This is a genomic window from Streptomyces yamdrokensis (genome assembly GCF_053890455.1).
The window spans coordinates 3,441,630-3,455,654 of the sequence record NZ_CM132679.1 but is presented as its reverse complement, the minus strand read 5'-3'; the positions used below and the strand labels follow the sequence as shown (position 1 = coordinate 3,455,654).

The window sequence follows — 14,025 nt, the reverse complement described above, 5'->3', positions numbered from 1 at the left end:
CGTACAACCATTCGCCGCAACTGCGTATCTGATCACGTGAGTCAACAGACTCCATGGTCACTCGGGTTCCGGATGTGACGACGAGCCGTTGGGTGACGTACCCAGAAGAATGTCGACCACCGGGACCCCTTTCTCCACATGGGGAACGCATGCGTATTCGTGCCACCGTCGCCGCAGTCTCCGGCGCCCTGGCCCTGTCCGCCCTCGCCGTCCCGGCCGCACAGGCCGACGGTCCCGGCAACGGGAACCCGACCAAGACCAGCGCAGCCGAGCGGTTCGGCACCTCCTCCGCGAAGTCGACGGCCCGTGTGGCGGCCGCCGCCGCGCCCACCGTCTCCAACGTCAAGGTGAACGCCGGCAAGAACGTCGTCCTCGGCACCACCACCGTCAAGACCTTCGCCGTGTCCCTGACCGCCAGCCACCCGAGCGGTATCGCGGACGCCTACATCGACCTCTGGCACGGCACCGACGTCGAGACCGACGTCGACGGCTACCTCCCGCCGAACGAGGAAGCCGCCAGCTGCACGGCCACCAGCGCCACGACGTCCAACTGCAAGCTCACCATCACCGCCACGCCCGGCTACGACGGCAACGTGTACGCCAACTTCCTGGCCGGCACCTGGAAGGTGACCGCCGGCGCGCTGGCGAACAACGGCGAGATGTTCTGGGACGACTACTACAAGACCCACAAGGTCCAGCGCCTGTCGAAGCTGACCGTCAACGCCTCCCCCGAGCCGGTGAAGAAGGGCAAGACCATCACGGTCACCGGCAAGCTGAGCCGCGCCAACTGGGAGACCGGCTCCTACTCCGGCCTGCCCAGCGGCCAGTCCGTGGCGCTGCAGTTCCGCAAGTCGGGCACCAGCACCTACACGAACGTCAAGGGCATCAAGACCGCCGCGGGCGGCGCCCTGAAGACGACCGTCACGGCCGCCACCGACGGCTACTTCCGCTTCAAGTACGCCGGCATCACGAGCACCGCCCCGGTCACCGCGGCGGGCGACTTCGTCGACGTGCAGTAGGACGCGTGCCCTGCTGGTCGCGCGTTCACCGCAGTCGCGCCCCGAGGGGCGCGGGGAACCGCGCGACCAGCCCCCACCGACCCGCACGGAACCCACAGGCGACCCGCCCCCGGCGGCCCCTGCCGAGCGCTAAGCGGGAAGGCGGCGGTCCACCCACTTCCACAGGAACTCCAGGGTGGCCGCCGCCACCACCGCGATGCCGACCGCCACCCACGGCATCGTCATCCCGACCAGCTTCAGCGCGAAGAACTCCTGGAGCCACGGCACGACCAGCACCAGCAGGAACCCGGCGGCCATCGTCGCCACCAGGGCGATCCGCCACCACGTGTACGGGCGGGCGATGATCGCCAGCACCCAGATCGAGATCAGGAACAGCGTCAGCGTCGCCGCGCTCGTCTCCGCCTCCAGGGCCCCCTCACCGCTGTAGTGGTGGCGGGCGATCAGGTACGTGGTGAACGTCGCCAGCGCGGCCAGCACGCCGCCCGGGACCGCGTACCGCATGACCCGCCGTACGAAGTTCGGCCGCGCCCGCTCCTTGTTCGGGGCCAGGGCCAGGAAGAACGCCGGGACGCCGATGGTGAGCGTGGACAGCAGCGTCAGATGGCGCGGCAGGAACGGGTACTCCACCTGCGAGCACACCACCAGCACCGCGAGCAGCACCGAGTAGACGGTTTTCACCAGGAACAGCGTCGCGACCCGGGTGATGTTGCCGATCACCCGCCGCCCCTCCGCCACCACCGACGGCAGCGTGGCGAAACTGTTGTTGAGCAGCACGATCTGCGCGACCGCCCGCGTGGCCTCCGAACCGGAGCCCATCGCGACCCCGATGTCGGCGTCCTTCAGGGCGAGCACGTCGTTGACCCCGTCGCCGGTCATCGCGACCGTGTGCCCCTGGGACTGGAGCGCGCCCACCATGTCCCGCTTCTGCTGCGGGGTGACCCGCCCGAACACCGTGCCCTCGTCGAGCGCCCCGGCCATCGCGTCCCGGTCGGCGGGCAGCCCGCGCGCGTCGACGACCGTCCCCGCCAGCCCGAGCTTCCCGGCGACCGCGCCGACCGACACCGCGTTGTCGCCCGAGATGACCTTGGCGTCGACGTCCTGCTCGGCGAAGTACGCCAGCGTGTCCGCCGCGTCCGGCCGCAGCCGCTGCTCCAGCACCACCAGCGCGGTGGGGCGGACCCCGACGGCGGCCTCGGGGTCGTCCAGGCCGCGCTCGCCGCGGGCGAGGAGCAGCACCCGCAGGCCCTGCTCGTTCAGCCGCCCCGTGCGGGCCAGGGCCGGGGCGCCGGCGTCGAGCAGCACGTCGGGAGCACCGAGCAGCCAGACGGACGTGGTCCCGTCGCCCTCGGTGAAGGCGGCACCGCTGTACTTGCGGGCGGAGGAGAAGGGCAGGGCGTCGGTGCGCCGCCAGTCACCGGCGTCGGGGTAGGCGTCGGCGATCGCCCGGAGCGAGGCGTTCGGCCGCGGATCGGAGACGCCGAGGGCACCGAGCACCTTCCGCACGTACGCCTCGTCGCCGTCGCGGCTGCTGCCGCTTCCGGGGGCGTCGCCGTCGCCGTCGCCGAGCAGGTGCAGTTCCGCGACGTCCATGCCGCCCTCGGTGAGGGTGCCGGTCTTGTCCAGGCAGACCGTGTCGACGCGGGCCAGTCCCTCGATCGCGGGCAGCTCCTGCACCAGGCACTGCTTGCGGCCCAGCCGGACGACCCCGATCGCGAAGGCCACCGAGGTGAGGAGCACCAGCCCTTCGGGGACCATCGGCACGATCCCGCCGACCGTGCGGGCGACGGAGTCCTTCCACTCGTTGTCCTTGACGAACAGCTGGCTGATGATCAGCCCGGTCGCGGTCGGGATCATCATCCACGTCACGTACTTGAGGATCGTGGAGATGCCCGAGCGCAGCTCGGAGTGGACCAGCGTGAACCGGGACGCCTCCTCGGCGAGCTGCGCCGCGTACGCCTCGCGCCCCACCCTGGTCGCCTGGAAGGCGCCGCCGCCCGCGACCACGAAGCTTCCGGACATGACCTGGTCCCCCGGCCGCTTGACCACGGGATCGGCCTCTCCGGTGAGCAGTGACTCGTCGATCTCCAGAGAGTCGGCCTCCGCGCACACCCCGTCGACGACGACCTTGTCACCCGGCCCGATCTCGATCAGGTCGTCCAGCACGATCTGCGAGGTGCCGATCCCGGCGCTCACCCCGTCCCGGCGCACCGTCGGCCGCGCCTCGCCGATCACGGCCAGGGAGTCCAGGGTCTTCTTCGCCCGCCACTCCTGGATGATGCCGATCCCGGTGTTGGCGAGGATCACGAAGCCGAACAGGCTGTCCTGGATGGGCGCGACGCCCAGCATGATCACCCAGAGGATGCCGATGATCGCGTTGAACCGGGTGAGGACGTTCGCGCGGACGATCTCGGTCAGCGACCGGCTGCTGCGCACCGGCACGTCGTTGACCTGCCCGAGGGCCACCCGCTGAGCCACCTCGGCGGAGGTCAGTCCGGTCACCGGTGACGTGAGGGTGCCGGGATGCACGGTACCGGACTGCGGGTCCGCGTCGAGATGCGTCATGCGGACGACGGTACGTGCGCGGGCACGGCCCCACCCACCCGTTGAGCGGAAGATCCGACCGGAGGAGGACGGCCGTGGCACCGTGGTCGTACGGGAGCCGCGGGCGGCCGGGTGGTTCGTCCGGCCGGCGGGGACGTACGGAGCCGTCCGGCCGGCGGCGACGTCAGTCGGTCGAGGAGGTGGGGGAGGCGGGGGCGGCGGGGGAGGGGCCGCGGAGCGGTTCGGCCTCCGGGACGTCCCCGCTCCCGACGGCCTGTGCGGCCCGCGCGTGCCTGATCGCGCTCTCGCGCCGGCGGACGTACCAGATGCCGATGAAACCGAGGCCGCCGCCGGCCAGACAGGTCCACAGCCACCAGGTGTGGCCGTGGTCGTCGAACCAGCCGTAGAACGGCAGCTGCACCAGGAAGAGGGCGAACCAGATGATCGTGCCGCCGACGACGGTGGCGAGCACGGGGCCCTCGAAGGGCTCCGGCGCCTCGTGCTTGGGGGTCCCCTTGACGATGTCGGAGAGACCCGAGAGGAAAGCGGCCATGCGGACAGCTTACGAGGAGCGGAGGGTGTGACGTCCGCCGCGTCCGCGCCACGCCGCCCACCTCGGTCTACGCGCGGAGATAGCGAGGGCGTCGTTATATGTTCATACTGAATCCGTTTGTCTCTGGCCACTTCTGTTCGTAGAAAACGCCAAAGGGCTTTGGGGGAAGCCCGTCGGCGATGAGGTTTCCGCATGCCCACGTCGGCCCCCGCCAAGGCTCCGATGCCCGATCAGCCGGGGTCCGGCCCCGGCCACGGCGCACTCGACCGCTACTTCAGGATCTCCGAGCGGGGCAGTTCCCTGCCCCGCGAGATCCGTGGCGGATTCGCCACCTTCTTCGCGATGGCCTACATCATCGTGCTGAACCCGATCATCCTGGGCAGCTCGACGGACCTGTACGGCAACCAGCTCGACAACGGTCAGCTGGTCACCGCGACCGCCCTGACGGCGGCGTTCACCACGCTGCTCATGGGCGTCATCGGCAACGTGCCGATCGCGCTGGCCGCCGGCCTCGGCGTGAACTCGGTCGTCGCGCTCCAGCTCGCCCCCCGGATGTCCTGGCCGGACGCCATGGGCATGGTCGTGCTGGCCGGTTTCGTCGTCATGCTGCTGGTCGCCACCGGTCTGCGCGAGCGCGTGATGAACGCCGTCCCGTACGGTCTGCGCAAGGCCATCGCCATCGGTATCGGCCTGTTCATCATGATGATCGGTCTCGTCGACTCCGGCTTCGTCTCCCGCATGCCGGACGTCGCGAACACCACGGTGCCGATGCAGCTCGGCACCGGCGGTCACCTCACCGGCTGGCCGGTTCTCGTCTTCGTCCTCGGCGCGTTGCTCACGCTGGCGCTGATCATGCGCAAGGTGCCCGGCGCGATCCTCATCTCGATCGTCGTGATGACCGTTCTCGCCGTGATCATCGAAGCGGTGGCCGACGTCCCCTCCTGGGGCCTGACGGCCCCGGCCTGGCCCGGCAACCCGGTCGCCACCCCCGACTTCGGCCTGATCGGCGAGGTCAGCCTGTTCGGCGGCTTCGAGCAGGTGGGTGTGCTGACCGGCGTCCTGTTCGTCTTCACCGTGCTGCTGTCGTGCTTCTTCGACGCCATGGGCACGATCATGGGTGTCTCCGACGAGGCCAGGCTGACCGACGCCCAGGGCCAGATGCCCGGCATCAACAAGGTCCTCTTCATCGACGGTGTCGCGGTCGCCGCGGGCGGCGCCAGTTCCGCCTCCGCCACCACCGCCTTCGTGGAGTCCACGGCCGGTGTCGGCGAGGGCGCGCGCACCGGCTTCGCCAACGTCGTCACCGGTGCGCTCTTCGCCGTCGCGCTGTTCCTCACGCCCGTCGCCACCATGGTCCCGTCGCAGGCGGCGACCCCGGCGCTGCTCGCGGTCGGCTTCCTGATCCTGGCGGGTTCGATCAGGGAGATCGACTGGGCGGACCACACCATCGCCATCCCGGCCTTCGTGACCATGGTGATGATGCCGTTCACCTACTCGATCACCAACGGCATCGGCATGGGCTTCATCACCTTCGTGGTGCTGCGCCTGGCGGCCGGGCGCGGCAAGGGGGTGCCGGCGGCGATGTACGTGGTGTCGGCGGTGTTCGCCTTCTACTACCTGATGCCGGCACTGGGCCTGACCTGAGCCGGTCCCGTGGCAGAAGGGGCGCGGCTCAGGTGACGTCGTAGAACTTCTCCGTCTCCTCGACGGCGGTCTGGAACCGCTGGTCGAAGTCATCGCGAACGAGCGTCCGGACGACATAGTCCTGGACGCTCATTCCGCGTCTGGCGGCGTGCTGCCGGAGCCGCTCGAGCAGCTCGTGGTCCATGCGCAGGCTGAGTACGTCGGTCCCCATGGGCATGAGCGTTGCCGCACATCCCGGCTCGGCGTGCGCGCTTCCACGCCGAGGTCACCCGTATGAGTGATTCGAGTGAGTAATTCGGCCTCGTGGTTCGCCTCCTGGTTCGCCTCGGTGTTCCGGCGCGCGGGTGGCCGGTGTCACGGGTGCCGACGGAATCCGGGTGCGCCCGAGGGGTCCTTTAGCGAGAGTAATGAGTTACGCTAAAGAACATGCCGGACCTCAGCCATGGCGACGACGCGGCCGCCGTGAACGCCCTCCGATCCGCCGTGATGCGACTGTCCCGTCGGCTCAAGCACCAGCGCGTCGACGAGTCGCTCAGCCCCACCGAGATGTCGGTGCTGGGCACCCTGGCCCGGTGCGGCCGGGCCACCCCGGGCGAGCTCGCCCGCAGGGAGCACGTCCAGCCGCCCTCGATGACCCGCATCGTGGCGCTGCTGGAGGGCAAGGGCCTGGTCCGGCTGGAGCCGCACCCCGACGACCGGCGCCAGAAGGTCGTCACGCAGACCGGACAGGCCGAGGCGATGCTGGACGAGAGCCGCCGCAGGCGGAACGCCTTCCTGGCCACCCTGGCCGCGGAGCTCGACGAGGACGAATGGGCGAAGCTCCGTGCCGCCGCCCCCGTCCTGGAGAAGCTCGCACACATCTAGACGTGCGAGGTACGCGGTGACCGGGGCGCGCGGTGAGGCGCCGGCGAGGCACGGGGCACGAGGTACGAAGCACGAGGTACGAAGCACGAGGTACGAAGCACGAGGTACGGAGCAACAGCAGCTGTCACCAGGAGGCGAACTTTGAGTACGGGATCCGGAGCAGACTCCGCCCCCGCACCGGACCACGACGACAACCGGACCACCCGCGACACCGAGACCGGCACCGGTACCCACACCGGCACCGACGTCATGGGAGACAAGCCCCGCAAGGCCGGGATGTTCTCCTCTCTGAAGGTCAGGAACTACCGCCTGTTCTTCGCCGGCCAGGTCGTCTCCAACACCGGCACCTGGATGCAGCGCATCGCCCAGGACTGGCTGGTGCTCACCCTCACCGGCTCCTCGGCCGCCGTCGGCATCACCACGGCCCTGCAGTTCCTGCCGATGCTGCTGTTCGGCCTGTACGGCGGCGTCCTCGTCGACCGGTTGCGCAAGCGCCCCACACTCCTGTTCACCCAGTCCGCGATGGCCCTCACCTCGCTGGCACTGGCCGCCCTGACGCTCACCGGCCACGTCCAGATCTGGCACGTCTACGTCGCCGCCTTCGTCACCGGCCTGGCCACGGTGATCGACAACCCCGCCCGCCAGTCCTTCGTCGCGGAACTCGTCGGCCCCGGCCAGCTGCAGAACGCGGTCAGCCTGAACTCCGCGAACTTCCAGTCCGCCCGGCTGGTCGGCCCCGCCGTCGCGGGTGTGCTGATCACCGGCGTCGGCACGGGCTGGGCGTTCTTCCTCAACGGCGTGTCCTTCGTCGCGCCGATCGCCGGCCTGCTGATGATGCGGGCCCGCGAACTGCACGCCGTCACGCCGTCCCCGCGCGGCAAGGGGCAGCTGCGGGAGGGGCTGCGCTATGTCGCGGGCCGGCCCGAGCTGCTCTGGCCGATCGTCCTGGTGGGGTTCATCGGCACCTTCGCCTTCAACTTCCCCGTCTACCTCTCGGCCTTCGCCGACGACGTCTTCGACGGGGGCGCGGGCGCGTACAGCCTGTTCAACACGCTGATGGCGGTCGGCTCGGTGGCCGGCGCCCTGCTCGCCGCCCGGCGCGGCACGGCCCGCCTGCGGCTGCTGATCCTGGCCGCGCTGGCCTTCGGCGGACTGGAGATCGTCGCCGCCGGGGCACCCGCCCTGTGGCTGTTCGCCCTGCTCATGGTCCCGATCGGCCTGGTCGCGATGACGGTCAACGTCACCGTCAACACCAGCATCCAGATGGCCACCGACCCGGCCGTACGCGGTCGCGTCATGGCCCTGTACATGATGGTCTTCCTCGGCGGCGCACCCGTCGGCGCCCCGATCGTCGGCTGGATCACCGACACCCACGGCGCCCGCGTCGGCCTCGCGGCGGGCGGTGCGATCGCGGCCCTCGCCGCCGCCGTGATCGGCCTGATCCTGGCCCGCGTCGGCAACCTGCGCCTGACGGTCGGCTGGCACGGCGGGCACCCCCGGATGCGGTTCGTGCCGCGGGAACGGCAGGAGGCGCTGACGCCGGTGGGGTGATCGGGAATGCCGCGGGGGCGCACGCCCCTCGGGTCAGTCGCGGGGGAACCCGTCGGTCCTGAGGACGAGACCGACGGCCGTCCGGGTCAGGTCGATCTCCTCGCCGAAGCCGAAGGTGACGTCGACGTGGTACTTCCCGTCCTTCGGCTGCATGTGCAGGTGCCACTCGCCGGTGTACGGGTCCACGATCAGGTACACCGGTACGCCGGCGGTGGCGTAGGCATCCTTCTTCGGGCCGTAGTCGTTGCCCGCGGTGTCCTTGGAGACCACCTCGGCGACGAACTCGACGTCCTCGTGACGCCGGCGGCCCTTGACGCCCTGCTCGGCGCCGTCCGCGAGGGCCACCACGTCGGACGCGAACCCGTTGAGGCGCCCCGGGTAGTCCATGCGGACGTCGGATTTGACTTGCTTGCGCGGGTACTTGGCGCGCAGTTGCTCAACGATGTCCAGGATGATGTCCCAGCGGGTGTTCCGTTGCGGCGTCATGAAGATGTGCCCCCCGACGATCTCGGTCTTGTATCCCTCGGGGACGGGCATCTTCTCCAGCCACTCGAACATCGCGTCGAGCGTGAGGTCGCCGGTGCTTTCGGCCATCTCGATCCTGTCTGCAAGGACGGTCATCGTGGCGCTCCTGCCCGGCTGAGCTCCGGACGAGTGCAGCCGCGCGGTACGACGATACGCACGGTGACCAGGACACGCACAGGCGTACACGCGTTCCACCGGAAGACCGGAGACTGGGCGCATGAGACTCTTCGCCGCCCTGCTGCCCCCCGACGACGTGTCCCGTGAGCTTGCCGCCGAGGTCGAGGTGTTGCGAGGGCTCCCCGGTGCCGATGGGCTGCGCTGGACGGGCCGTAACGGCCGGCACTTCACGCTCGCCTTCTACGGCGAGGTCGACGACGCTCTCGTGCCCGGGCTGACGGCGCGCCTGGAGCGGGCGGCGGCGCGGACCGGGCCGTTCGAGCTGGCGCTGAGCGGTGGCGGCCACTTCGGGCACGGGAGGGCGGTGTGGGCCGGGGCGGACGGTGACCTGCGGACCCTGCGCCTGCTCGCCGAGCGCGCCGGGGCGGCGGGGCGGAAGGCGGGCGTCGAGAGGGAGGAGCACCGCCGCTACAAGGCCCACCTGACGCTGGCCCGCAGCGGCACCGGCGTCGACGTACAGCCGTACCTCGCGGCGCTCGCCGGGTTCCGGAGCCGTTCCTGGACCGTGGGCGAGGTGGCGCTGGTGCGCAGCCACCTGCCGACGTCGGGCGTACCGGGGGAGCAGCCCCGTTACGAGGTGGTCGCGCGCTGCCCGCTCGGGCCGGCCGGTTAGGCTCGATGTCGTGGACCCGAAAACCCGGAACCGGATCATGGCCGGTGTGCTCGTACTGATGTTCGCCATGGTGGCGCTGGCGTCGGCGCTCGGAGGATAGAACCCGATCCTCGCGCCGACGCCACCACCGCTGTGGCTGCCGTCCTACCAGGCGAAGGCCTCCGGGGACGGGCCCGGGCCGGGGAAGATCTCGTCCAGTGAGGCCAGCAGCTCCTCGCCCAGTTCCAGCTCGACCGCCCGCAGCGCCGATTCCAGCTGCCCGGCGGTGCGCGGACCGACGATCGGGCCGGTCACCCCGGGACGGGTGAGCAGCCAGGCCAGGGCCGCCTCGCCGGGCTCGATGCCGTGCTTGTCGAGCAGGTCCTCGTACGCCTGGATCCGGGCGCGGCCCGCCGGGTCGGCGAGGGTGTCGGCGGCCCGTCCGGAGGCACGGCGTCCGCCTTCGACCTGCTTCCTGATCACACCGCCGAGCAGCCCGCCCTGCAGCGGCGACCAGGGGATGACCCCGAGCCCGTACTCCTGCGCGGCCGGGATGACCTCCATCTCGGCGCGGCGCTCGGCGAGGTTGTAGAGGCACTGCTCGCTGACCAGGCCGATGGTCCCGCCCCGCCGGGCCGCGGTCTCGTTCGCCTGGGCGATCTTGTAGCCGGGGAAGTTGGACGACCCGGCGTAGAGGACCTTCCCCTGCTGGACCAGGACGTCGACGGCCTGCCAGATCTCGTCGAACGACGTGCTGCGGTCGATGTGGTGGAACTGGTACAGGTCGATGTGGTCGGTCTGCAGCCGCTTCAGCGAGGCGTCCACGGCCCGCCGGATGTTCAGGGCCGACAGCTTGTCGTGGTTGGGCCACGCCTCGCCGTCGGCGCCCATGTTCCCGTACACCTTGGTGGCGAGCACGACCTTGTCGCGCCGCCCGCCGCCCTTGGCGAACCAGTTGCCGATGATCTCCTCGGTGCGGCCCTTGTTCTCGCCCCACCCGTAGACGTTGGCCGTGTCGAAGAGATTGATCCCGGCGTCCAGCGCCGCGTCCATGATGGCGTGGCTGTCGGCCTCGTCGGTCTGCGGACCGAAGTTCATCGTCCCGAGGACGAGCCGGCCGACCTTGAGTCCCGTGCGTCCCAGCTGTGTGTACTTCATGCCCCAAGCCAACGTCTTGGAGTGCCCTCCAGGCAAGCGGGCCGGGGACGGGGGAGCGGGATCAGTCGCGGGGGAGGTCGGCCGTGCCTGCGGGGACGACCCAGGCCGTCGGCTGTCCGGTGACCGAGGCGATCATGTCGAAGTCGCCGTCATAGTGCAGGACGATGGCGTCGTGACGTTCGGCTGTCGCTGCGATGATCAGGTCGGAGACCGACAGGGCCTTCCGGTTCCCCCCTCTGGATGAGAAGCGTCCGGACGTCGAGCGCCCGGTCCCAGGCCTCGTCCGGAGTCGGCAGCCACTCGAAGCCGCGCATTTCGTCGCGGATTCGTTCGGCGTCGGCCTTGGACCGGGCACTGTGCAGGACCTCGAGTTCCACCGCGCCGCACACCGCCAGCAGTCCGGCGTTGTGCGGCGGGTCGACGACGGCGCGGACCGTCGGCTTCGGATAACGGGCCAGGGCCGACTTGTCGATCAAGTAGTGGCCGGTCACGCGGCTCCCCGCGAGTCGGTCGTCTCCTCCACGGGCCCCGTGAGCCCGGGCAGCCCGCCTTCGGCAAGCCAGTTCAGGAACGACGCCCGCTTCCGGCGTTTGATGGCGTCCTCGAGAGCCGCGTTCACGGTGGCGACCTTGGTGTTCGTTCCGAAGATCTCGGCAGCTTCGGCCGGCTTGTCGTCGTCGATGTCGATGACTGTTCGTGCCATGTGAATCTCCGGGACGGGCCAGCGCTCAACAGAGCGAGGGTATCGAGATCATCGGCACTTGATATCTCTGGTTACCGTTTCCCGGAGCCTCGCTCGGGGCTCCGGGGCTCGTAGGGTCCGCCCAGCTCCCAGCCCTGGTGCATCGCCTCCGCGAAGGCCTCCGCGATCCTGTCTTCGCCGTTCGCGTTGGGATGGGTGCCGTCGTACGTGTCGGTGTGGATGTCGTACGCGGGCGGGAGGGTGGCCAGCAGGACGGGGGAGGCCGGGGTGTCGAGGTCGGCGGCCACCTTCGCCAGGAGTTCGTTGAAGCGGGTGACCTGGACGGCGAAGTCCGGGTCGGCCTGCGCACGGATGTTGGGGATCACCGGGAGCAGGACCAGGCGGACGCGCCGGTTGGCCGCCCGTGCTTCGGCGACGAAGGAGACGACGTTGTCCGCGGTCTGTTCGGCGTTCGTGTAGAAGCCGAGGTCGATCAGGCCCAGGGAGACCAGGAGGACGTCGGCGCGCAGGGTCCGGACGGCCTCGCCGATCAGCGGTGCCATGTGGTGCCAGCCCTCGCCCCAGCCGGCCAGGTGCCCCTGGGGGAAGTCCGGGTCGGCGTAGGCGTACGAGGTGGGGGCGTCCGTCTGCCGGTCGTGCAGCGTCTCGCGCGGGCCGACGAGGGTGAACGGACCGTCGTACTCCGCGCACAGGTGCTGCCACAGGCGGTAGCGCCAGGTGTGCTCACCCGCGCTCCCGATGGTCATCGAGTCGCCGACGGGCATGAACCTGAGCATCGGATCATCATGGACGATCGGCCCCGCCACCGCGATGTGAGTCCGACCACCCGACGTGAACCGCTCGGCCCCCCGCCGTGAACTGCGCGGTGTGGTGGCAGTCTTGGGGCATGCGCCGACCCTTCGCACTGCTCGCCGCGGCCCTCCTCCTCGGGGCGGGTGCCGCCCCCGCCTCCGCAGCCGACGGCGACGACGCGGGTGCCGGGAACGAGTCCTTCACGATCCAGGACCCGCGGATCACCGAGTCCAGCGGGCTCGCCGCCTCCCGGCTCCACCCGGGCGTCTACTGGACCCACAACGACAGCGACGACGGCGCCCACCTCTACGCCGTCGACAGCGCGACCGGCGAGACCGTCGCCCGGATCACCTTCACCGGCGTCGGCAGTCCCCGGGACGTCGAGGCCGTCTCCATCGGGCCGGACAACCGGATCTTCGTCGGGGACATCGGCGACAACCTCGGAGGCACCTGGCCCCACGTGTGGATCTACGAGCTGCCCGAGCCGAAGGAGCTGCGGGACCAGACCGTGCGGGCCACGCAGTACGTCGTCACGTACTCCGACGGGGCCCGCGACGCCGAGTCCCTCGTCGTGCACCCGAAGACCGGGCGCGTCTACATCGTCGACAAGAAGGAGGAGGGCGGGCACCTGTACGAAGGGCCCGCCGAACTCTCCGCCTCGGGCGGCAACGTCTTCCGGCCGGTCGCCCCCGTCGACCTGTGGGCCACCGACGCCGCCTTCTCGCCCGACGGCCGGGAACTCGCCGTGCGGTCGTACTTCGGCGGCATCCAGTACGCCTGGGACGACGCCACGGACGGGAAGATCGAGCGCAGGGGGCGGCTCAGCGTGCCGCTCGCGGGGCAGGGCGAGTCCGTCAGCTACTCCGCCGACGGCTCCCGGCTGATGTACGGGAGCGAGGGCGAGCAGAGTCCGGTCGAGTCCCGGGAGGTGCCCGGGAGCGGCGGCGCCGGTGGCGGGGACGGTGAGTCGTCCGGGGACGGAGGCTCGGCGGCGGACGGGGAGGACGGTGCCGGTGGGGACGGGCTCAGGACCGGGGTGATCGGGGTGATCGTCGTGGGGGCCGTCCTGCTCGGGCTACGACGGCTGTTCCGGCGGAGCTGACCGGTCCGGCCCGGCCGCGGGGGCGGACGGCGGGGCGCCCTTCGCGGTGCGGGCGGTCACGAACACTTCCAGGCCGTCCAGGATGCGCTGCAGTCCGAACTCGAAGTGGTCGAAGTCGGAGCCGAAGGTGTCCTCGGAGAGCGAGGCCAGAACGGGGTAGCGTCCGCTGAGCATGGCCTTCTCCAGGGCCGGCCGCTGTGCCTCCCAGAACTGCGCGTCCGTCAGTCCCGAGCGGCGCTCGGCCTCCGCCTCGTACAGCTGGGTGCGGGCGGCACCGACGACGTATCCGTCGATCATGACGATCGCCGACACCAGTTCGGGGTCGGACAGGTTCATCGGCTTGATCCGGGTGAGCACCTTCTCCATGCCGTCGAGCGCGCTCGGGCCGAGGATCGGGCGGGACTGGTTGACCTCCAGCAGCCACGGATGGCGGCGGTACAGCGCGAGGGTGGCGCGGCCCAGGGCTTCCAGGGTGGAGCGCCAGTCGCCGTCACCGAAGTCGGCGGGATCCTCCGACGGGCGCTGCACACGGTCCAGCATCAGGTCGAGCAGCTCGGCCTTGCCGGGGACGTAGCGGTACAGGGACATCGTGCCGGTGCCGAGCTCGGTGGCGATCCGGCGCATGGAGAGCGCGCCGAGCCCCTCCCGGTCCGCGACCTCGACGGCGGCCTCCACGACGCGGTCCAGGGTCAGGCCCGGCTTCGGCCCCCGGCTGGGCCGTCGGCCCGTGTCCCACAGCAGGTGGAGGGTGCGGGTGATGTCACCGCTGCCACTGGATTCCGTACCGCCCGTACCGCTCTTCAT

At 70.5% G+C, this 14,025-nt stretch carries 14 protein-coding genes and 1 pseudogene; 6 read left to right on the top strand and 9 right to left on the bottom strand.

What is annotated here, in order from left to right; all coding sequences use genetic code 11:
• The first annotated feature begins 149 nt into the window (after positions 1–149).
• Entirely contained in the window at positions 150–1,019 is an 870-nt protein-coding gene (locus ACWZEH_RS15095) for a calcium-binding protein (protein ID WP_456198880.1), read from the top strand.
• A 129-nt stretch (positions 1,020–1,148) separates the two neighbouring features.
• On the opposite strand, the gene ACWZEH_RS15090 is transcribed toward ACWZEH_RS15095, so the two are convergent.
• Both ACWZEH_RS15090 and ACWZEH_RS15085 read right to left on the bottom strand, forming a co-directional pair.
• On the bottom strand, positions 1,149–3,581 hold the full coding sequence (locus tag ACWZEH_RS15090; protein WP_456198878.1) for an HAD-IC family P-type ATPase: 2,433 nt from the start codon (positions 3,579–3,581) through the stop codon (positions 1,149–1,151).
• A 163-nt stretch (positions 3,582–3,744) separates the two neighbouring features.
• Complete coding sequence (locus ACWZEH_RS15085; protein WP_456199609.1) at positions 3,745–4,083, bottom strand: DUF2530 domain-containing protein; 339 nt, start codon at positions 4,081–4,083, stop codon at positions 3,745–3,747.
• Between the two features lie 222 nt (positions 4,084–4,305).
• On the opposite strand from ACWZEH_RS15085, the gene ACWZEH_RS15080 reads away from it, so the two are divergent.
• Complete coding sequence (locus ACWZEH_RS15080; RefSeq protein ID WP_456198876.1) at positions 4,306–5,757, top strand: NCS2 family permease; 1,452 nt, start codon at positions 4,306–4,308, stop codon at positions 5,755–5,757.
• Positions 5,758–5,785: 28 nt separating this feature from the next.
• Here ACWZEH_RS15080 and ACWZEH_RS15075 read toward each other — a convergent pair whose 3' ends face one another.
• Positions 5,786–5,968 (bottom strand): ribbon-helix-helix protein, CopG family, encoded by a 183-nt coding sequence (locus ACWZEH_RS15075; protein WP_456198874.1) that lies wholly within the window; start codon positions 5,966–5,968, stop codon positions 5,786–5,788.
• Positions 5,969–6,183: 215 nt separating this feature from the next.
• Here ACWZEH_RS15075 and ACWZEH_RS15070 point away from each other — a divergent pair, with 215 nt between their 5' ends.
• Together ACWZEH_RS15070 and ACWZEH_RS15065 are read left to right on the top strand one after the other, a co-directional pair.
• Positions 6,184–6,621: a MarR family winged helix-turn-helix transcriptional regulator gene (locus ACWZEH_RS15070; RefSeq protein ID WP_456198872.1), complete on the top strand. Its 438-nt coding sequence runs from the start codon at positions 6,184–6,186 to the stop codon at positions 6,619–6,621.
• A 141-nt stretch (positions 6,622–6,762) separates the two neighbouring features.
• The gene (locus tag ACWZEH_RS15065) at positions 6,763–8,172 is read left to right on the top strand and encodes an MFS transporter (protein WP_456198870.1); all 1,410 of its coding nucleotides are present in this window, start codon (positions 6,763–6,765) and stop codon (positions 8,170–8,172) included.
• A gap of 33 nt (positions 8,173–8,205) precedes the next feature.
• Here the strand turns inward: ACWZEH_RS15065 and ACWZEH_RS15060 are convergent, their stop codons facing one another.
• The gene (locus ACWZEH_RS15060) at positions 8,206–8,793 is read right to left on the bottom strand and encodes a Uma2 family endonuclease (RefSeq protein WP_456198868.1); all 588 of its coding nucleotides are present in this window, start codon (positions 8,791–8,793) and stop codon (positions 8,206–8,208) included.
• 121 nt (positions 8,794–8,914) lie between these two features.
• On the opposite strand from ACWZEH_RS15060, the gene thpR reads away from it, so the two are divergent.
• Complete coding sequence (thpR, locus tag ACWZEH_RS15055) at positions 8,915–9,487, top strand: RNA 2',3'-cyclic phosphodiesterase (RefSeq protein WP_456198867.1); 573 nt, start codon at positions 8,915–8,917, stop codon at positions 9,485–9,487.
• A 144-nt stretch (positions 9,488–9,631) separates the two neighbouring features.
• On the opposite strand, the gene ACWZEH_RS15050 is transcribed toward thpR, so the two are convergent.
• The 4 genes and pseudogenes from ACWZEH_RS15050 to ACWZEH_RS15035 form a co-directional block, all read right to left on the bottom strand.
• Complete coding sequence (locus tag ACWZEH_RS15050) at positions 9,632–10,624, bottom strand: aldo/keto reductase (protein WP_456198865.1); 993 nt, start codon at positions 10,622–10,624, stop codon at positions 9,632–9,634.
• A gap of 61 nt (positions 10,625–10,685) precedes the next feature.
• Positions 10,686–11,115: pseudogene (locus ACWZEH_RS15045) on the bottom strand (PIN domain-containing protein).
• Complete coding sequence (locus tag ACWZEH_RS15040; RefSeq protein ID WP_456198864.1) at positions 11,112–11,327, bottom strand: type II toxin-antitoxin system VapB family antitoxin; 216 nt, start codon at positions 11,325–11,327, stop codon at positions 11,112–11,114. The pseudogene ACWZEH_RS15045 and the gene ACWZEH_RS15040 overlap by 4 nt, the downstream one beginning before the upstream one ends.
• A gap of 71 nt (positions 11,328–11,398) precedes the next feature.
• Positions 11,399–12,103: a GDSL-type esterase/lipase family protein gene (locus tag ACWZEH_RS15035; RefSeq protein WP_456198862.1), complete on the bottom strand. Its 705-nt coding sequence runs from the start codon at positions 12,101–12,103 to the stop codon at positions 11,399–11,401.
• A 110-nt stretch (positions 12,104–12,213) separates the two neighbouring features.
• On the opposite strand from ACWZEH_RS15035, the gene ACWZEH_RS15030 reads away from it, so the two are divergent.
• Positions 12,214–13,221: a WD40 repeat domain-containing protein gene (locus ACWZEH_RS15030; RefSeq protein WP_456198861.1), complete on the top strand. Its 1,008-nt coding sequence runs from the start codon at positions 12,214–12,216 to the stop codon at positions 13,219–13,221.
• Here the strand turns inward: ACWZEH_RS15030 and ACWZEH_RS15025 are convergent.
• Complete coding sequence (locus ACWZEH_RS15025) at positions 13,195–14,025, bottom strand: TetR/AcrR family transcriptional regulator (protein ID WP_456198859.1); 831 nt, start codon at positions 14,023–14,025, stop codon at positions 13,195–13,197. The two genes, ACWZEH_RS15030 and ACWZEH_RS15025, sit on opposite strands and share 27 nt — an antisense overlap.

What these genes read in the sequence shown, in the direction of transcription:
- ACWZEH_RS15030 (WP_456198861.1), top strand. Translation starts at nt 12,214, where the DNA reads ATGCGCCGACCCTTCGCACTGCTCGCCGCGGCCCTCCTCCTCGGGGCG.
- ACWZEH_RS15080 (WP_456198876.1), top strand. Translation starts at nt 4,306, where the DNA reads ATGCCCACGTCGGCCCCCGCCAAGGCTCCGATGCCCGATCAGCCGGGG.
- ACWZEH_RS15060 (WP_456198868.1), bottom strand. Translation starts at nt 8,793, where the DNA reads ATGACCGTCCTTGCAGACAGGATCGAGATGGCCGAAAGCACCGGCGAC.
- ACWZEH_RS15095 (WP_456198880.1), top strand. Translation starts at nt 150, where the DNA reads ATGCGTATTCGTGCCACCGTCGCCGCAGTCTCCGGCGCCCTGGCCCTG.
- ACWZEH_RS15075 (WP_456198874.1), bottom strand. Translation starts at nt 5,968, where the DNA reads ATGGGGACCGACGTACTCAGCCTGCGCATGGACCACGAGCTGCTCGAG.
- ACWZEH_RS15025 (WP_456198859.1), bottom strand. Translation starts at nt 14,025, where the DNA reads ATGAAGAGCGGTACGGGCGGTACGGAATCCAGTGGCAGCGGTGACATC.
- ACWZEH_RS15040 (WP_456198864.1), bottom strand. Translation starts at nt 11,327, where the DNA reads ATGGCACGAACAGTCATCGACATCGACGACGACAAGCCGGCCGAAGCT.
- ACWZEH_RS15050 (WP_456198865.1), bottom strand. Translation starts at nt 10,624, where the DNA reads ATGAAGTACACACAGCTGGGACGCACGGGACTCAAGGTCGGCCGGCTC.
- ACWZEH_RS15070 (WP_456198872.1), top strand. Translation starts at nt 6,184, where the DNA reads ATGCCGGACCTCAGCCATGGCGACGACGCGGCCGCCGTGAACGCCCTC.
- thpR (WP_456198867.1), top strand. Translation starts at nt 8,915, where the DNA reads ATGAGACTCTTCGCCGCCCTGCTGCCCCCCGACGACGTGTCCCGTGAG.
- ACWZEH_RS15035 (WP_456198862.1), bottom strand. Translation starts at nt 12,103, where the DNA reads ATGCTCAGGTTCATGCCCGTCGGCGACTCGATGACCATCGGGAGCGCG.
- ACWZEH_RS15090 (WP_456198878.1), bottom strand. Translation starts at nt 3,581, where the DNA reads ATGACGCATCTCGACGCGGACCCGCAGTCCGGTACCGTGCATCCCGGC.